Here is a 17260-nt window from a genome sequence, read left to right on the forward strand (position 1 = left end):
GTCACAGCCTTCTGATGGCAAAAGCATTCTGGATCGCGCGGTTGACCGCAACCGGCAACAGCGACATATGATTTTCACCGAGATGAATCTCGAACTGAGTACGGATCGGCCGACCAGCTAGGCTGTTCAGCCGCTCCATCAGTTCCATAGCGTGCACATCGTCCAACGTGACTTTCTTCTGCTTCAGCCTCTCCGTCTCGTCGGCAGCACCAATTTGAAACGGCGCCAGCTTGTCGGTCTCGTATTCTCCACAGGAGAGATAAAGTTCCGCGTTGTCTCTTGTCCGGGGTGCGGCAGCAAACCGCGAATAGAACTGATCGATAGCCCGGTTTTCCCAATAGATCGAGGGACTGGCGGCAATCCATGTTGTGAAGGCCGACGGCCGGGTGAAAAGGCTGTAGAGCACGAAGAGGCCGCCGAAGGAGTGGCCGAACAGCGCTTGGCGGCTCCGGTCAATCGGATGCGTTGCCTCGACGATCGGCTTTATCTGTTCCTCGATAAAACCCAGGAACTCTTCGGCACCGCCGGTTTTCACTGGGGGACTATTTTCAAAGAACGGCGGATAGGTTTGACCGGGCGGCGGGCCCAGATCCCAGGACCGACGTAAGGGATCGTACGCAGCATCGAGCGGGTAACCGATGGCTACGACGACACCCTGCCCGACATTGGTGCCGCTCGGATAGCTCGCCTGCGCCCGCATGACGTCAACTGACGTGCCTATTACAGCGTTGCCGTCGGTCATATAAAGCACCGGCCAGCCCGGCCCAGGTGCATCGCCGGGCGGCCGATAGATAAATACCCGGTAGACCGCTCCATTTCGATCCGAAACCACATCGTGAAATGTCGTGTTGCCGACCAGGGTGGGCGATGAATTGGGAAATGCTAACATGCGTCCATCTAGCTGAAATGTTCCAAGAGGTGTCGCTGCAGAATAACTCCTTGCATGGCAGTTATAAAACATGATTGCTATAGTCAATATTTAATTCATCATCAGAGCGCCGGCTGTCATGCGCTGACAGCCCTGTAGGATTGTGGCCACTGCGAATGGTCGAGCGACGGCTGTTCCAACCGTACTTTAATGGAGAAGCGAGAACACCCATTTGATCCGCGATTGGCCGAAACCGTGCCGCGAGGCGGAGAAAATCGCTATGACGTTCGCATTGCACTTCGGGCGATAAGTTGAGGGGCTGAAAATCCCAGCCCCTCTTTTAGCCGCGCAGCACGCCACCTGTTTGCTTGCCGACGCTCTCGACGATGCGTTTGGTGAGTGCTTCCAGATCCTCGTCGTTCAGGGTGCGTTCCTGCGGCTGGATTGCTACTTCGATCGCCACGGACTTCTTGTCAACACCGAGCGCTGCGCCCTCGAACAGATCGAAGACCTGAACGCCGGTGATCAGCTTCTTGTCGCCAGCAAGCGCCGCGCGGACAACCGCACCCGCTTCCACAGACTTGTCGACGACGAAGGCAAAGTCGCGCCGTACGGTCTGGAAATCCGAAAGGTTAAGCGCCGGCTTGGTACGGGACGCCTTCTGCTTCGGTTCTGGAATGGCGTCGATAAAGACTTCAAAGCCGCAGAGGCTGCCGGCCACATCGAGGGTTTCCAGCGTCTTCGGATGAAATTCGCCAAAGGTTCCGAGGATCACCTTGGGCCCGAGCTTTATCGTACCGGAACGCCCGGGATGATACCAGGCGGGACCGCCGCTTTCGATCTGCAGCTTATCCACTGGCGCGCCGCAGGCTTCAAGCACAGCGATGGCATCCGCCTTCGCGTCGAAAACGCCAACCGGTCCGATATTGCCCGACCAGTGACGTCCGGAACCTTCGAGCTTGCTCGTGCCACGGCGAATGCCAGCGGCCGCGCGGCGCTGACCGTCAGGTGTATTGCCCTCATAGGTGCCGGAGACTTCGAACAGCGCGAGATCGTTGAACCCGCGGTCTGCATTGCGTTGGGCCGCGGCAAGCAAGCCCGGCAGCAGCGAGGGGCGCATGTCTGACATGTCGGCGGCGATCGGATTGGCAAGCTTCAGTTCCGGCTGGCCGCCGCCGAAAGCCTTGGCGGACCCTTCGGAAATGAACGACCAGGTGACGGCTTCCATCATGCCGCGCGCAGCAAGCGCCCTGCGCGCATTGCGAGTGCGAATCTGCAACGGGGTCAGGATCTTGCCGTTCACCGCGGCATGGCTCAACAGTGGCTGCGGATCGACGCGATCGACGCCATGGATGCGCATGACTTCTTCGACCAGATCAGCCTTGCCATCGATATCTGGGCGCCAGGACGGGATTACCACATCGACCAGTTCGCCCTTGCCTTGCGGGACGAAACCGAGGCGTGACAGGATATCAAGGCTAGTCTCGGCCGGAACATCGACGCCCGTAAGACGCTTGACCTCCGATGCCGGGAACTTGACCGTCTTAGGCGTATGGCCATTATAGCCAATGACCTCCGTCTCGGAAGGCGTACCACCGCAGAAATCGAGAACCAGCTGCGTGGCGAGTTCAAGGCCGGGAACCATAAATTCCGGATCAACGCCGCGCTCGAAGCGGTAACGTGCATCGGTGATGATCCCGAGCGAGCGACCGGTACGAGCGATATTCATTGCATCCCACAGCGCGGACTCCACTACGACATTGGTGGTGTTTTCATTGCAGCCGGAATGTTCGCCGCCCATGATGCCGCCAATCGACTCGACGCCATCTGCATCGGCAATGACGACATTGTCCGGATCGAACGTATATTCCTTGCCATTGAGGCCAAGGATATTTTCGCCCTCGACCCCACGGCGCACAGTGAGGTTGCCCGTGACCTTGTCCGCATCAAAGACGTGCAGCGGGCGGCCGCGATCGAAGGTAATATAATTGGTAATGTCGACCAGCGCATTAATCGGACGAAGGCCAATTGCGATAAGCCGCTGCTGCAGCCATTTCGGGCTGGAACCGTTCTTGACACCTTTGATCGTGCGCCAGGCAAAGCCTGGGCAAAGGTTGGGACTGTCGCCGAGTTCGAGCGCGACATTGACCCGCGGCGCACCGGAGCCTTTGACAGGCGCGATCGGTTCATTCTTCAGCGTGCCGAGACCAGCCGCGGCGAGATCGCGAGCGATACCGTAGACGCTGGTACAGTCTGGACGGTTCGGCGTCAGGTTGATCTCGATGACCGGGTCATCCAGCCCGGCATAGGCAGCGAAACTGGTGCCGACTGGCGCATCCGCCGGTAGGTCGATGATACCGTTATGCTCGTCGGACATCTGCAATTCGCGCTCGGAGCACATCATGCCATGGCTCTCGACACCGCGGATCTTGCCGACCGACAGCGTGACATCGATGCCCGGAACGTAGGCGCCCGGCGCGGCGAAAGCACCGACGAGGCCGGCACGGGCATTTGGCGCGCCGCAGACGACCTGCAGCGGCTTGCCATCGCCCGTATCGACAGTGAGGACCTGCAGCTTGTCCGCATCCGGATGGCGTGCAGCCGTCAACACCTTGGCGATGACGAAAGGCTTCAGGGCAGACTTGTCGTCAAGGGATTCGACTTCCAGACCGATCATGGTCAGGGTCTCGACGATCTCGTCGAGGGAAGCCTCGGTCTCAAGATGATCTTTCAGCCAGGAAAGTGTGAATTTCATGATTTCACTCGTTTCTCGAATTTAGCGTTTGAGGATTTCGACGAGACGAAACCGCTCACACAAAAGGTCCATGTCTGGCGAAAAGCCGCCATTGCGACGAAAATAGGTTTCGTGATCGTGCTGCCACTGTTCGAGCGTGGCCTCGCCCTCGCCCTCGTCCCGGGCAAAGGTTGCATCGACCTCGTCAAACCGGCGGTATGTGATCTCGACCGTTTCGATCACTGCCGCCGGCCGTCCTGCGCCATCGAGCACAACATCGCGGCGCCCCACGACAGGCTTATCGGTGCTGCCCTCGGAATAATCACGCAACGCAGCGCAGGTTGCCGTCTTCTTGCCGGCAAGTACAAGCGCCAGCAATTCGTCGGCAAGGGCGGGAGAGTCGCCGAATGCGAACGTTACAGCGTCCTTGTACTGGTCGGGCAATCCGGTCACGTGCTCAGGCCTCCGAACAATGTCGGCATGTCGAGAGGACGGAAGCCGTAATGCGACAGCCAGCGAACGTCGGCATCGAAGAAGGCGCGCAGATCCGGCATGCCGTATTTCAGCATGGCGATACGGTCGATGCCCATGCCCCACGCAAAGCCCTGATATTCGTCCGGATCGAGACCGCACGCACGCAGCACATTTGGATGGACCATGCCGCAGCCGAGAATTTCCATCCAGTCGGTGCCTTCGCCGAATTTCACTTCCTTGCCGGAGCGGTCGCACTGAATATCGACTTCCAGCGATGGCTCGGTGAACGGGAAGTAGGAGGGCCGAAAACGCATCTTCAGCGACGGCACTTCGAAGAACGACTTGCAGAATTCTTCAAGCACCCACTTCATGTTGGCGACATTGGCGGTCTTGTCGATGACCAGACCCTCGACCTGATGGAACATCGGCGAGTGGGTCGCGTCAGAGTCCATCCGGTAGGTCTTACCGGGAATGACGATGCGGATCGGCGGCTTCTGGTTTTCCATTGTGCGGATCTGTACCGGGCTCGTATGGGTGCGCAGCACGCGCCGCTCACCGTTCTCATCCGGATTGAAGAAGAACGTGTCGTGCATCTCGCGCGCTGGATGACCTTCCGGAAAATTCAACGCGGTGAAGTTGTAGTAATCGGTCTCGATATCCGGACCTTCGGCGATGGAGAAACCCATATCGGCGAAGATCGCGGTGATTTCATCAATGACCTGGCTGATCGGATGGATGCGGCCACGTTCTGCAGGCGCAGCGCGCACAGGAAGCGTGACATCCACCTTTTCCTTTTCGAGGCGCAAGGTAATGGCGGCATCCTTGAGCGCATTCCTGCGAGCAGTCAGGGCTTCGGTAATGCGGTTCTTCAAGCCGTTGATGGCCGGACCCTGCGACTGCCGCTCCTCCGGTGACATGGAACCGAGCGATTTCAGCTTCTCCGAGATCGAGCCCTTTTTGCCGAGAGCTGCGATGCGGACGGCCTCGATGGCCGCTTCGTCATTCGCTGCCTCAATCTGCGCGGCAAGCACGCTTTCCAGTTGTACCAGGTCGTCCATTGTTCTTCACCTGTTTGATCTTCGATGCAGAAAATTGAAAAACCCGCGCTAGCCGAGCCAGCGCGGGTTTCCCAAATCTAAATTTCCGGAATGCTTTGGGAGCGCTGGTTTAGTGAACAGCGCCTTCAAAAGCGTTCGGAGTGGTGTTCTTCAGGTATTCAAGCGCCTTCTTGGCAGAGGCCACGAGTGCACCGAATGCTTCCGGCTCGTGGATCGCGAGATCCGACAGAACCTTGCGGTCAACCTCGACACCCGACTTCGACAGGCCGTCGATGAAACGGCTGTAGGTCAGGCCATGTTCACGCACAGCAGCGTTGATACGCTGAGTCCAAAGCGCGCGGAACGTGCGCTTCTTGTTCTTGCGATCGCGATAGGAATACTGCTTCGAACGATCGACAGCGGCCTTGGCGGTCTTGATGGTATTCTTGCGGCGGCCACGGAAACCCTCGGCCTGCTTCAGAACTTTTTTATGCTTGGCGTGAGACGTAACGCCCCGTTTTACACGTGCCATGATATGATCTCCTTACTGAGATGGATAACGCTTGCCCGATCAGAGACCGTTGGGCAGGAACTTCTTCACGATTTTCGCATCGGCATCGGCGAGAACCATTGTCCCGCGAGCGTCACGAATGAATTTGTTCGAACGTTTGATCATGCCATGGCGTTTGCCAGCGGCGGCGGCTTTGACTTTGCCAGTTCCGGTAATCTTGAACCGTTTCTTGGCAGCAGATTTGGTCTTCATCTTGGGCATTTTGCTACTCCATTTCTTAAGGTCCCTGTTATTTCTTCGAAATAACCGCCTCTTGTTGTTAACTTCAGGCCGACCAAAGCCTGAAAGCATACAAAACCGCCACGGCATGCCCTGCCGGGCGGTTTGAACGCGTGCTTATTACCAGAAGTCTGAAAAAGCGCAATAGTTGAATCGCGTGAGCCGGCGAAAAGCTTAGTAGAGCCGCAACAGAACCGGCAGAACGTGGACCGACTGGAGATATTCAACGAATTCCAAAAATGGATAGGCAACGAAGAAAACCAGCCCATCGGTGAACGTCCTGTAAAGCACTGAGGATTTGACGGTCAGGACACTTGCTTCGTTGTAAAGTGAAACTCTGGGGAAGAAGCGCGGTACCTCGCGCTTGTAAGCGCTGTAGGTTTCGCCAAACACATTCTCCAGATAGCCTTCCTCCGCAACGATGACGAAATGGAACGCTGCATAGCAGATGACAGCGAGCACCAGCGCAACGGTTATACTGCCGGTTAGCATGCCAATGCCTGCCGCGCCCAGCGTACTGAATACGTAGAGCGGATTACGGCTTATCGAATAAGGTCCAACGCGGACGATCTCAGCACTCTTGCGTCCGCCAATATAGAGCGTGCACCACATCCGGCCGAGGATCGCCAGAACAATCGCGCCGATACCGAAATCCTCGATATATTCATGGGTCCAGCTATCGTTCCAGGCGGAGCGGATCGTGAGCAAGGCGATCAGAATCAACGCGATGACAATGGCAATCGCAATACGCCTGCGACGCTGGAACCGGGACATATCTTTAGGTGAATTCAGTGCCATTCCGGCCCTCAAATGTGGACCCCAAGACAAAAGCCGCCCGAAGGCGGCCTGTGTTATGGGGAGAAGTTCCATTTAGCGCGGCGCCAGAACCATCATCATCTGGCGGCCTTCCAGCCGCGGTTCGGCCTCGACCTTGGAAATTTCGACCGTGTCTTCCTTGACGCGATCCAGCAGGCGCATGCCGAGTTCCTGGTGAGCCATTTCACGGCCGCGGAACCGCAATGTCACCTTGACCTTATCGCCCTCTTCGAAGAAACGCTTGATCGCCTTCATCTTCACATCATAATCATGCGTGTCGATGTTCGGGCGCATCTTGATTTCTTTGATTTCGACGGTTTTCTGCTTCTTGCGCGCTTCCGCAGCTTTCTTTTGGCCCTGGTATTTCAGCTTCCCGAGATCGACGATCTTGCAGACCGGCGGCTCGGCATTGGGCACGATCTCGACGAGATCAAGTCCAGCCTCATCGGCCATCGCCAGTGCTGCTTGAATAGTGACGATACCGTGGTTTTCACCTTCGGCATCAATGAGCTGTACCTGAGGTACGCGGATATCGCGGTTGGAACGCGGTCCATCTTTCTGGACCACTTGGGCTCTAAAGGGTCGACGAATGGCAGTAGTCTCCTTGAATTATTTCGGACCCGCAAATAGCACCGTCAGACCGGAGCCGCAATGCTTTGAATGCGCAGGCGCATGCCAATATCATTCTTTTTGGGATAAATCACTCCAATCAAACATAGGTTTATTTCAGATTTATGCAATGTTGCGGCCTTTATACGCCGCGTTTACCGTGGCAAAAGGCAGATCGCGATACGGAGTCACCTTGATGAGCCTACCCCCACCACAGTTCCTAGCCGTCAACGGCGTCGATATTGCACTACGCCGCCGCGAGGGCCGCGAGCCAGGTATCGTTTGGTTGGGTGGCTATTATTCCGACATGCGGGGCAGCAAGGCCGAATGGTTGGATCAGTGGACTGCAGAAAAGGGTCTCGCTTTTCTTCGGCACGATTATTCCGGGCATGGCGAATCCAGCGGCGAATTCCGCGATGGTACCATCTCGCTATGGCTCGAGCAGAGTCTTGCAGTTTTCCGGCAGTTTTCCTCCGGACCGCAAATCGTTGTCGGCTCATCGATGGGCGGATGGATTGCCCTGCGCCTGATCGAGGAACTGCAAAAGGCGGGCAAAGGCGGACGTATCGCTGGACTGGTGCTGATTGCGCCTGCGCCTGATTTCACCTCGGAACTGGTCGAACCGCAATTGACCAATGATCAGCGCCGGCAGATCGCCGAACGAGGTTGCATGGAAGAACCGTCGGATTATTCCTCCGTGCCTTATATCTATACCAAGGCTTTGCTCGAAGACGGCAAGGCCAACCAGGTGTTGAAGGGCGTTATCCAGACCGATTGTCCCGTCCACATCCTTCAAGGCATGGAGGATCTGGACGTGCCCTACACTCACGCGTTGCGGTTGATGGACCACCTACCCGTCGATGACGTGACGATTACGCTGGTGCGCGACGGCGATCACCGCTTGTCGCGTCCGCAAGATCTTGAACTTCTCACCCGAACCGTGTCTTCAATGGTCGATAGAGCAAAGACCGTTCATTCCATCCAATAGACCTCCCATCTCAGGTTTCGCCATGCGCTTCTCCGTGATTGCTTCTGCCGTCGTTGCAGCCGTTGTCGGGTTTGGCGGAACGCTTGCGCTTATCATCGCCGCGGCACAGGCCCTCGGGGCAACGCAGTCCGAGACCGCAAGTTGGGTCACGGCCATCTGCCTCGCCATGTTCGTCGCCACCGGTTATTTGAGCTGGCGCTACAAGATGCCGATCATCGCCGCATGGTCGACGCCTGGACTGGCGCTTATCGGCGGATCGATCGGCTTCACCATGCAGCAGGCGGTCGGAGCCTTCGTCGTCACGGCTATCGCCATCATCATCACTGGACTGGTCAAACCGATTTCGGCGTTCGTTTCGAAAATTCCGGCATCGATAGCCTCGGGCATGCTGGCCGGTGTGCTCTTTGCCTTCTTGACCAGCGCGGCGCGGACAATACCTATCGATCCCCTTTTTGTGCTGCCGCTCGTCGCGCTGTTCTTCGTCATCCGCCTGTTCAATCCGGCCATGGCGGTGCTCGCCGTGCTTTTCGGCGGCGTTATTTATGCTTTTGTCAGTGGCCGCGTTGCCAGTGTCCCCGGTGTCGAACTTTCAACCCTGACGCTGATCATGCCGGTCTTCGACATGCGCGCCATGATCGGTCTGGCCCTGCCGCTTTATCTGGTGACTATGGCATCGCAGAACCTGCCGGGTTTTGCGGTCCTGCGCGCTGCTGGCTACGAGCCGCCCACGGCGGCCGCATTGCAGGTGACCGGTCTCGTTTCACTGATCACCGCGCCCTTCGGCGCTCACACCAGCAACATGGCAGCGATTTCGGCGGCGATATGCACCGGGCCCGACGCGCATCCCGATCCGGAAAAGCGCTGGCTGACTGGCCCGTTCTATGCGCTGTCCTATCTGATCTTCGCGATCTTCGGCGCATCACTGGTCGCGCTCTTCGCCGTCCTTCCCGCGCCGCTTATCGCCCTTGTGGCCGGCCTCGCGCTGATCGGCGCTTTCACCAACGCGCTGACGCTTGCCCTCAAGATCGAGCACGAACGATTGGCGGCAATTGTGACTTTCGCGGTTACGGCATCGGGCATCACCATCGGTGGAATCGGCGCTGCCTTCTGGGCGCTGGTGGCCGGACTTTTCGTTGTCGCCATCGATCACGCAAAGAAACGGTCCTGATTTCAACGGGTTGGGCTATTTGAAGCCAACATTTCTTGAAAAGCCGCAAAGTCTTTCCCATGTCGATATCAATCGGCCAATTGTGGCCGGGCTTTCTTGATAGGGAAGGGCTTTAGATGAACACTTCTGCTTTGATCCGGCCAGGTTGGACCCCGGCGACCATCGCTCTGATGATTATCGGTTTCATGCTGTTCTGGCCACTCGGCCTAGCCATGCTTGCCTACATTGTCTGGGGCAATCGATTCGGTGGTTTCAGGCATGAAATGAACAATGCGACTGACAATGTCTGCGGTGCGTTCCGCCGTCACCGGCGCTCTCACCATTTCGGCAGAGGCCCATTCGGAACCGGCAACGTTGCCTTCGATGAATGGCGCGAAAAAGAGTTGCAACGTCTCGACGAAGAGCGCCGCAAGCTCGAAGAAATGCGCACTGAATTCGAAGATTACGCACGCGAACTTCGCCGCGCCAAGGACCGCGAAGAATTCGATCGTTTCATGGCCGAGCGCAACGCTGCGCCGAAGAAACCTTCGGGCTCTGTTCCAGGCGTGAATGACACTGACGAAGAATGACGACTTCTTGCAGTCAGTTCCCTCCAGTCCTGATTGCGATATAGTTCCACGGCGGCGCCTTCGGGCGCCGCTTCTGTTTTGTTTCACTGGTTTTGTTCGAATCAATTAATGTGACCTCATGATCCTGTCCCTATTCCGCAGCCCGCCGAAAAAATCCGCAACGCTGCAAGCCGAGCGGAGCTACGAGGTTGCGGGCCGCGTCCTGCCGCTGCGGGTGATGGAAAATCCGCGGGCGACGCGGTTGACGCTGCGCATCGACGCTGGTGGCAAGGGACTGCGCATGACGGTGCCGCCGGGCATGCCAGCCCGGGAGATCGACAAGTTTCTGACGCGCCATGAGCGTTGGATCGAAACCCGCATTGCGAAGATGCCGGATCAACCGAAGGTCCGCCCGGGCGTGAAGATCCCCGTGCGCGGCGTGCCACACCTCATTGTGCATGAACCAGCCAAGCGCGGTACCGTGCGGCAGGAAAATGGGGCAGAGGGGCCGAGGCTGATCGTCTATGGCGACCGTCCGCATCTGGCGCGGCGGGTCGGGGATTTCCTCAAGCGCGAGGCGCGACGCGACCTCGACATGCTCGTCGCGCGCCACACCACCACTGTAGGGCGGCGCGCAAAGGCCATTCGCCTTAAGGACACCAAGAGCCGCTGGGGCTCATGCACATCGGATGGCACGCTATCCTTTTCCTGGCGCATCATGATGGCACCTCCGCCGATCATCGACTATCTGGTCGCGCATGAGGTGGCCCATTTGAAAGAGATGAACCACGGTCCGAAATTCTGGAAGCTGTGCGTCGAGCTTTGCCCCGATACTGAGCGCTGCAAGGCCTGGCTCAAACGCAATGGCGGCGCCTTGCAAGCCATCGATTTCAGCTGATGCAATCGGCGGTCTCTCCCGCCGTTTTGCAGGCGGCCCGTACGCTATGGGATTTTCACCTCGTCTATGATGAATTGTCGAGAGCTGACCTGATCATAGGCCTTGGCAGTTATGATCTGCGTGTCGCCGATCGCTGCGCCGAACTGTTTCATCAGGGTCTGGCGAAGCGGATCCTCTTCACCGGCAAGTCCGGCAACTGGACAGGTGGATTGTATGAAGGAACTGAAGCGGAAGCTTTTGCAGCGCGCGCAAATGAACTAGGCGTTCCTGATGAAGCCATCCTGGTCGAGCCACAGGCCACCAATATCGGCGAGAACATAAGGTTTTCGCGTGCGATGGCAGGTGACGAGATGCGCCGCATCATTATCGTCACGAAACCGCAGACCCAGCGCCGAGTCTACGCAACCGTTCGGGCTCAATGGCCGGATATTGAAGCGCTGGTAACGGCGCCACCGACCGGTTTCGAGGATCAGCCGACGGAAGCCTATCCGCTCGAGATGTTCATCCATGAAATGGTCGGGGATGTACAGCGCATGGTCGACTATCCGGCCAAGGGCTTCCAGATTGCGCAATCCATCCCTCGATCTGTCGCGGATGCGTTCGATTTCCTTGTGAAAGAGGGCTATCACCACCATCTGTGATGGCAGATTGAAACGCGCAAAATCCTCGACTTTGACGCATTTTCGTGCGAGTTCCGCTCTATGAGCCTTGATATCAAGATATGCGGGTTGAAAACCGACGAAGCAGTTGCTGCGGCACTGGATGGCGGCGCGTCGCATATCGGTTTCATTTTCTTCCCGAAAAGCCCGCGCAATATCGACCCTGTTGGGGCAGGCCGTTTGCGTCAGGCTGCCAAAGGACGTGCCAAGGCTGTCGCTGTGACTGTGGACGCAGATGACACCACGCTCGACGGCATTGTTGCTGCGATGCAGCCGGACATGCTGCAATTGCATGGCAAAGAGAGCGTTGCGCGGGTCGCCGAGATCAAGACGCGTTACGGCTTGCCGGTCATGAAGGTGTTCTCCTTGCGCGAACGCGGCGATCTTGACCAGATCACGCCCTATATCGGTATTGCTGATCGCTTTCTTTTCGATACCAAACCGCCAGAAGGATCGGAGCTTCCCGGCGGAAATGGTGTTTCTTTTGACTGGCAGGTGCTGAGTGCGCTTGACGCGTCTATCGATTACATGCTTTCCGGTGGTCTTAATGCGGGCAATATCGCTGACGCATTGCAAGCGACGAATGCGCACGGGATCGATATTTCATCCGGCGTCGAGTCCGCGCCGGGTGTAAAAGATGTTAGCTTGATCAGGGAATTTTTCCGGGCCGTGCGCGCTGCCAAAAGTGCCGATGCGGCCTGAGTACAAGAGGCGGTCGTTTCGCAGAGACGACGGGGATCTCAAGAATGGAGTAACGTAGTGAACACGGTGGTTGAACCCAATTCATTCAAGACAGGCCCGGACGAAGAGGGCATGTTCGGCATATTCGGTGGGCGTTTTGTTGCCGAGACCCTGATGCCGCTGATCCTTGAACTGCAACAGGCCTATGAAGACGCGAAGAATGATCCGTCCTTCAAGGCCGAACTGCAGGAGTTGTCGACCCACTACGCGGGACGTCCCTCCAAGCTCTACTATGCCGAAGGCCTGACGCGGCACGTACGCCAGCTCGCCAAGGATCAGGGTCTCGATGGCGGCGCCAAGATCTATTTCAAGCGCGAAGATTTGAACCATACGGGCAGCCACAAGATCAATAATTGCCTCGGCCAGATCTTGCTCGCCAGGCGCATGGGCAAGACCCGCATCATCGCGGAGACCGGCGCGGGCCAGCACGGCGTCGCGTCGGCTACAGTGTCAGCCCGTTTCGGCCTGCCTTGCGTGGTCTATATGGGTGCAACCGACGTCGAGCGGCAGAAGCCGAATGTGTTTCGCATGAAGCTGCTCGGCGCCGAGGTCAAGCCGGTATCGTCTGGCCACGGCACGCTGAAGGACGCGATGAATGAAGCCCTTCGTGACTGGGTCTCGAATGTCGAAGACACATATTACCTGATCGGCACGGCCGCAGGCCCGCATCCCTATCCGGAACTGGTGCGGGATTTCCAGTCGGTCATCGGTACTGAAGCGCGCGAGCAGATCCTGGAACGCGAAGGCCGCCTGCCTGACACGATCATCGCTGCCGTTGGCGGCGGATCCAATGCAATCGGCCTGTTCCATCCCTTCCTTGACGACAAGAGCGTCGAGATCATCGGCATTGAAGCAGGTGGTCGCGGCCTGGATGGCGAAGAACATTGTGCCTCGATGAGCGCGGGGCGCCCCGGCGTACTGCACGGCAACCGTACTTACCTTTTGCAGAACAAGGATGGCCAGATCCTCGATGGCCATTCGGTTTCTGCCGGGCTCGACTATCCTGGTGTCGGCCCCGAACACTCCTGGCTGCGCGATACTGGCCGCGTTTCCTATGTGCCGATCCTCGACAACGAGGCGCTGGATGCTTTCCAGTTGACCACGCGGGCTGAAGGCATCATCCCTGCGCTCGAATCCGCTCATGCCATCGCCCATGCTGTAAAGATTGCGCCTAAAATGGCGCAGGACAAGATCATGATCGTCAACCTTTCAGGCCGCGGCGACAAGGACGTGCACACGGTCGGCCAACTGCTTGGAATGGATATCTGATCATGGCAACGCGTATCGACAGAAAATTTGCCACTCTCAAAGCAGAAGGTCGTCCGGCGCTCGTCACCTATTTCATGGGCGGCGATCCGGATTTCGACACGTCCTTGAAGATCATGCAGGCGCTGCCTGGTGCCGGTTCCGACATTATTGAACTCGGCGTTCCTTTCTCCGATCCGATGGCCGACGGACCAGCCATTCAGGCGGCAGGCCTGCGTGCGCTGAAAAAGGGCATGTCGTTAACGAAGACACTGGATCTCGCCGCGCGCTTTCGGCAGGTGGACAACACAACACCAATCGTCCTGATGGGTTATTACAACCCGGTCTACATTTACGGTGTGGACCGTTTTCTTGTAGACGCCGTCGCCTCCGGCATCGATGGCCTGATCATCGTCGATCTGCCACCGGAAATGGACGAAGAGCTCTGCATTCCTGCCATCAAGGCCGGGATCAATTTCATTCGCCTGGCGACACCGACAACCGACGACAAACGACTGCCGAAGGTTCTGCAGAACACGTCGGGCTTTGTCTACTACGTCTCGATGAACGGTATTACCGGATCGGCCCTCCCTGATACGAGCAAGGTCGCAGCCGCTGTCCAACGCATAAAGAAACACACGGATCTGCCAGTGGTGGTCGGCTTCGGCGTCAAGACCGCTGAGCAGGCCAAGGTCATCGGCTCTGCCGCAGACGGAGTTGTCGTTGGTACGGCGATCGTCAATGCGGTTGCCAACACGATTAATCCCGACGGTTCATTAGTGGCCGACCCGGCCCAAGCCGTTGCCACCATGGTGCATGGCCTTTCCAGCGGCGTGCGGGCGTCAAGCCTTGCGGCGGCAGAATAGAACCCTTAGATCAATAGCGTGATAGAAGAACAGGACCGATCATGAACTGGATCACGAATTACGTCCGGCCAAAGATCAATTCGATGCTTGGTCGCCGTGAAATGCCGGAGAACCTCTGGATCAAGGATCCTGAATCCGGCGAAATGGTTTTCCATACTGATCTGGAAAAGAACCAATGGGTCGTGCCGTCCTCTGGGCATCATATGCGCATCCCCGCAAAGGACCGGCTGAAATTCTTCTTCGATGACGGCGTCTTCGAGATGCTGGAACAGCCGAAAGTTGCAACCGACCCGCTGAAATTCCGCGATGAAAAGCGTTATGTCGACCGGCTGAAGGAACACCGCGCCAAAACCGGCCAGGATGATGCGATCATCAACGCACTTGGTACGATTGAGGGGCTACCGATCGTCGTTACCATCCATGATTTCAGTTTCATGGGTGGCTCGCTCGGCATGGCGGCGGGTGAAGCGATTATCAAAGGTTTCGAAACCGCGATCGCTCAGAAGAAACCGCTGGTGCTTTTCGCTGCCTCCGGTGGGGCTCGTATGCAGGAAGGAATTCTCTCCCTGATGCAGTTGCCGCGCACGACAGTCGCTGTCGAAATGCTGAAAGAAGCTGGCCTTCCTTACATCGTTGTTCTCACCAACCCTACGACAGGCGGCGTTTCCGCCTCTTACGCCATGCTTGGCGATATTCACATTGCCGAACCCGGTGCATTGATCGGCTTTGCCGGACAGCGTGTCATCGAGCAGACCATCCGTGAAAAATTGCCCGAAGGTTTCCAGCGCGCCGAATATCTGAAGACGCATGGAATGGTGGATATGGTCGTGCCGCGGCCGGAATTGAAAGCGACAATCGCTCGCCTGTTGAAAATGTTGATGGGTGAAGTAGCGACGGAAATTCCTGAAGAGCACCCAGAGGAACAGGCCGTTATACTGCCGGTCCCGGTCGAAACTGAAGCTTGATGCCGACCTGTTTTTTTAATTGGCTGTGCAATGCCGTCGCGCGCTGAACAAGAGATCGACCGGCTCTTGGGGCTCCACCCCAAAGGCTTTGATCTGTCGCTCGGTCGTATAACTCGTCTTCTGGACACACTTGGCAATCCGCACCTGAGGCTGCCGCCAGTAATTCACGTCGCGGGCACGAATGGCAAAGGTTCCACAGTCGCCTTCTCGCGGGCGCTGCTGGAAGCTGCAGGCTACACGGTGCATGTCCACACCTCTCCGCATCTGGTGCGCTGGCATGAGCGCTACCGGATTGGCGCGCCAGGCGGCGGCAAGATTGTCGACGATGATGTTTTGGCCGATGCAGTCAAGCGTGTTGCAGACGCCAATGCCGGCCAGGCAATCACCGTTTTTGAAATCCTGACAGCAGTTATGTTTGTGCTGTTTTCGGAACACCCGGCAGATGCTGTCATTCTTGAGGTTGGCCTCGGCGGACGGTTCGACGCGACCAATGTTATTCCCGAGCCCGCTGTCAGCGTAATCATGCCGATTTCGCTCGACCACCAACCTTATCTTGGGGACCGCGTCGAGCTGATTGCTGCGGAAAAAGCCGGTATCATCAAGTCGCGCTGCCCGGTCGTCATTGGCGCGCAGGAAGAAGAAGCCGTCCGCATGGTGCTGATCGAGACCGCCGAACGGCGGGATTGCCCATTTACGGTGTATGGCCAGGATTTCCTCAGCTTCGAAGAGCGTGGCCGCATGGTCTATCAGGATAATAAGGGCTTGATGGATCTTCCCTTACCCGCACTGCTCGGCCGCCACCAACTGGCAAACGCCGCCGCGGCAATCCAGGCGGTCAGAATCGCCGGGTTCAAGGTGCCGGAACAGGCCGTCGAAAGAGCGATGACAAGTGTCGAGTGGCCAGCGCGAATGCAGCGGCTCATCAAGGGCAAGCTGGTTGATATGGCAGTTCCGGGTTCGGAAATATGGCTCGATGGCGGACACAATCCTGGCGCGGGGCTGGTGATCGCCGAAGCTGTCGCCACACTGGAAGATCGCAACCAACGGCCGCTGTTTCTCATCACCGGCATGATCAATACCAAGGATCCGGTTGGTTATTTCCAGGCTTTTACCGGCATGGCGCGGCACGTCTACACAGTACCGATCCGCTCCAGCGGCGCCGGGATTCCGCATGATGAGCTTGCGCTTGCAGCCAATGAGGCTGGCCTTTCGGCTGAACCTGTTCATTCAGTCGAGAATGCTCTGAAGATCCTGGCGCATAGCTGGGACACATCCGAGCCGGCACCGCGCATTCTTATCGGCGGATCGCTTTATCTTGCCGGCGATGTTCTTTCGGACAACGGCACGCCGCCACAATAATAGGGTGACACAATAAAAAGCCCGACGCTGGGCCGGGCTTTTGTGGTTAGAATTACTCAACGCAATCAAGCAGCCGAATTTCTGATCCAATCCGACAATTTGCTCTTGGGGGCAGCGCCGACCAGATTGGCAGCAAGTTCACCATCCTTGAACATCAGCAAAGTCGGGATCGACCGAACGCCGAACTGGGCAGCCAGCTCCGGATTTTCATCGATATTGACCTTCGCGATCGTGATCTTGCCTTCCATCTCGGAAGCGATTTCTTCAAGCGCAGGGGCAATCATCTTGCAGGGGCCACACCATTCTGCCCAAAAATCGACGACGACAGGCTGACCTGACTGAATGACGTCGGACTGGAAATTGCTGGTATCGATCTTGACGGTAGCCATGGGCTTTTCCTTGTGTGTTTGTGAATGTGTTGCACATCATGTGGTGAGTCGGCTCACGCTCGTCAAGCTCAGTCTTGTCACGATTCAGTGCAAACGTCCACGCACC

Annotated in this window: 19 protein-coding genes; 10 read left to right on the forward strand and 9 right to left on the reverse strand. The window is 57.3% G+C overall.

Annotation, left to right across the window (positions count from 1 at the left end):
• Position 1: 1 nt before the first annotated feature.
• The 8 genes from ACSQ3H_RS03705 to infC form a co-directional block, all read right to left on the reverse strand.
• On the reverse strand, positions 2 to 889 hold the full coding sequence (locus ACSQ3H_RS03705; protein ID WP_436115793.1) for an alpha/beta hydrolase: 888 nt from the start codon (positions 887 to 889) through the stop codon (positions 2 to 4).
• Positions 890 to 1208: 319 nt separating this feature from the next.
• On the reverse strand, positions 1209 to 3623 hold the full coding sequence (pheT, locus tag ACSQ3H_RS03710) for a phenylalanine--tRNA ligase subunit beta (RefSeq protein ID WP_436115794.1): 2415 nt from the start codon (positions 3621 to 3623) through the stop codon (positions 1209 to 1211).
• Between the two features lie 21 nt (positions 3624 to 3644).
• The gene (locus ACSQ3H_RS03715) at positions 3645 to 4055 is read right to left on the reverse strand and encodes an ASCH domain-containing protein (protein ID WP_436115795.1); all 411 of its coding nucleotides are present in this window, start codon (positions 4053 to 4055) and stop codon (positions 3645 to 3647) included.
• Positions 4052 to 5134, reverse strand: coding sequence for a phenylalanine--tRNA ligase subunit alpha (gene pheS, locus ACSQ3H_RS03720; RefSeq protein WP_436115796.1), 1083 nt, complete (start codon positions 5132 to 5134; stop codon positions 4052 to 4054). The genes ACSQ3H_RS03715 and pheS overlap by 4 nt, the downstream gene beginning before the upstream one ends.
• Before the next feature lie 109 nt (positions 5135 to 5243).
• Entirely contained in the window at positions 5244 to 5645 is a 402-nt protein-coding gene (gene rplT / locus ACSQ3H_RS03725; RefSeq protein WP_436115797.1) for a 50S ribosomal protein L20, read from the reverse strand.
• A gap of 39 nt (positions 5646 to 5684) precedes the next feature.
• Positions 5685 to 5885, reverse strand: coding sequence for a 50S ribosomal protein L35 (gene rpmI / locus ACSQ3H_RS03730; RefSeq protein WP_106662221.1), 201 nt, complete (start codon positions 5883 to 5885; stop codon positions 5685 to 5687).
• A 192-nt stretch (positions 5886 to 6077) separates the two neighbouring features.
• Complete coding sequence (locus ACSQ3H_RS03735; protein ID WP_436119340.1) at positions 6078 to 6695, reverse strand: methyltransferase family protein; 618 nt, start codon at positions 6693 to 6695, stop codon at positions 6078 to 6080.
• A 78-nt stretch (positions 6696 to 6773) separates the two neighbouring features.
• Positions 6774 to 7310, reverse strand: a complete 537-nt coding sequence (infC, locus tag ACSQ3H_RS03740) for a translation initiation factor IF-3 (protein ID WP_091879298.1) — start codon at positions 7308 to 7310, stop codon at positions 6774 to 6776.
• Positions 7311 to 7524: 214 nt separating this feature from the next.
• Here infC and ACSQ3H_RS03745 point away from each other — a divergent pair, with 214 nt between their 5' ends.
• From ACSQ3H_RS03745 to ACSQ3H_RS03790, 10 genes are all read left to right on the forward strand, one after another.
• Positions 7525 to 8316: an alpha/beta hydrolase gene (locus ACSQ3H_RS03745; protein ID WP_436115798.1), complete on the forward strand. Its 792-nt coding sequence runs from the start codon at positions 7525 to 7527 to the stop codon at positions 8314 to 8316.
• 22 nt (positions 8317 to 8338) lie between these two features.
• Entirely contained in the window at positions 8339 to 9484 is a 1146-nt protein-coding gene (locus tag ACSQ3H_RS03750) for a benzoate/H(+) symporter BenE family transporter (protein ID WP_436115799.1), read from the forward strand.
• Positions 9485 to 9600: 116 nt separating this feature from the next.
• Positions 9601 to 10053 (forward strand): DUF2852 domain-containing protein, encoded by a 453-nt coding sequence (locus ACSQ3H_RS03755; RefSeq protein WP_436115800.1) that lies wholly within the window; start codon positions 9601 to 9603, stop codon positions 10051 to 10053.
• Positions 10054 to 10171: 118 nt separating this feature from the next.
• Entirely contained in the window at positions 10172 to 10930 is a 759-nt protein-coding gene (locus ACSQ3H_RS03760; protein WP_436115801.1) for a M48 family metallopeptidase, read from the forward strand.
• Positions 10930 to 11571, forward strand: coding sequence for a YdcF family protein (locus ACSQ3H_RS03765; protein ID WP_436115802.1), 642 nt, complete (start codon positions 10930 to 10932; stop codon positions 11569 to 11571). The genes ACSQ3H_RS03760 and ACSQ3H_RS03765 overlap by 1 nt, the downstream gene beginning before the upstream one ends.
• 60 nt (positions 11572 to 11631) lie before the next feature.
• A complete protein-coding gene (locus tag ACSQ3H_RS03770; protein ID WP_436115803.1) occupies positions 11632 to 12291 on the forward strand; it encodes a phosphoribosylanthranilate isomerase in 660 nt (219 codons plus the stop codon).
• Between the two features lie 57 nt (positions 12292 to 12348).
• On the forward strand, positions 12349 to 13599 hold the full coding sequence (gene trpB / locus ACSQ3H_RS03775) for a tryptophan synthase subunit beta (protein WP_436115804.1): 1251 nt from the start codon (positions 12349 to 12351) through the stop codon (positions 13597 to 13599).
• 2 nt (positions 13600 to 13601) lie between these two features.
• Positions 13602 to 14441 carry a tryptophan synthase subunit alpha gene (trpA, locus tag ACSQ3H_RS03780; RefSeq protein WP_436115805.1) on the forward strand — a complete coding sequence of 280 codons (840 nt, stop codon included), beginning with the start codon at positions 13602 to 13604 and terminating at the stop codon, positions 14439 to 14441.
• Between the two features lie 41 nt (positions 14442 to 14482).
• On the forward strand, positions 14483 to 15406 hold the full coding sequence (gene accD / locus ACSQ3H_RS03785) for an acetyl-CoA carboxylase, carboxyltransferase subunit beta (RefSeq protein ID WP_436115806.1): 924 nt from the start codon (positions 14483 to 14485) through the stop codon (positions 15404 to 15406).
• 30 nt (positions 15407 to 15436) lie between these two features.
• Complete coding sequence (locus ACSQ3H_RS03790; protein ID WP_436115807.1) at positions 15437 to 16765, forward strand: bifunctional folylpolyglutamate synthase/dihydrofolate synthase; 1329 nt, start codon at positions 15437 to 15439, stop codon at positions 16763 to 16765.
• A 65-nt stretch (positions 16766 to 16830) separates the two neighbouring features.
• Here the strand turns inward: ACSQ3H_RS03790 and trxA are convergent, their stop codons facing one another.
• Positions 16831 to 17154, reverse strand: a complete 324-nt coding sequence (trxA, locus tag ACSQ3H_RS03795; RefSeq protein ID WP_436115808.1) for a thioredoxin — start codon at positions 17152 to 17154, stop codon at positions 16831 to 16833.
• Positions 17155 to 17260: the final 106 nt, after the last annotated feature.

Source organism: Phyllobacterium sp. LjRoot231, from assembly GCF_964253365.1.
Lineage (GTDB): Bacteria > Pseudomonadota > Alphaproteobacteria > Rhizobiales > Rhizobiaceae > Phyllobacterium.

Bases quoted from the DNA above. Each gene is read 5' to 3' on its own strand.
- trxA (WP_436115808.1), bottom strand. From the start codon at position 17,154: ATGGCTACCGTCAAGATCGATACCAGCAATTTCCAGTCCGACGTCATT.
- ACSQ3H_RS03750 (WP_436115799.1), top strand. From the start codon at position 8,339: ATGCGCTTCTCCGTGATTGCTTCTGCCGTCGTTGCAGCCGTTGTCGGG.
- ACSQ3H_RS03755 (WP_436115800.1), top strand. From the start codon at position 9,601: ATGAACACTTCTGCTTTGATCCGGCCAGGTTGGACCCCGGCGACCATC.
- ACSQ3H_RS03770 (WP_436115803.1), top strand. From the start codon at position 11,632: ATGAGCCTTGATATCAAGATATGCGGGTTGAAAACCGACGAAGCAGTT.
- ACSQ3H_RS03790 (WP_436115807.1), top strand. From the start codon at position 15,437: ATGCCGTCGCGCGCTGAACAAGAGATCGACCGGCTCTTGGGGCTCCAC.
- accD (WP_436115806.1), top strand. From the start codon at position 14,483: ATGAACTGGATCACGAATTACGTCCGGCCAAAGATCAATTCGATGCTT.
- trpA (WP_436115805.1), top strand. From the start codon at position 13,602: ATGGCAACGCGTATCGACAGAAAATTTGCCACTCTCAAAGCAGAAGGT.
- pheT (WP_436115794.1), bottom strand. From the start codon at position 3,623: ATGAAATTCACACTTTCCTGGCTGAAAGATCATCTTGAGACCGAGGCT.
- ACSQ3H_RS03765 (WP_436115802.1), top strand. From the start codon at position 10,930: ATGCAATCGGCGGTCTCTCCCGCCGTTTTGCAGGCGGCCCGTACGCTA.
- rpmI (WP_106662221.1), bottom strand. From the start codon at position 5,885: ATGCCCAAGATGAAGACCAAATCTGCTGCCAAGAAACGGTTCAAGATT.
- ACSQ3H_RS03760 (WP_436115801.1), top strand. From the start codon at position 10,172: ATGATCCTGTCCCTATTCCGCAGCCCGCCGAAAAAATCCGCAACGCTG.
- pheS (WP_436115796.1), bottom strand. From the start codon at position 5,134: ATGGACGACCTGGTACAACTGGAAAGCGTGCTTGCCGCGCAGATTGAG.
- rplT (WP_436115797.1), bottom strand. From the start codon at position 5,645: ATGGCACGTGTAAAACGGGGCGTTACGTCTCACGCCAAGCATAAAAAA.
- ACSQ3H_RS03745 (WP_436115798.1), top strand. From the start codon at position 7,525: ATGAGCCTACCCCCACCACAGTTCCTAGCCGTCAACGGCGTCGATATT.
- ACSQ3H_RS03705 (WP_436115793.1), bottom strand. From the start codon at position 889: ATGTTAGCATTTCCCAATTCATCGCCCACCCTGGTCGGCAACACGACA.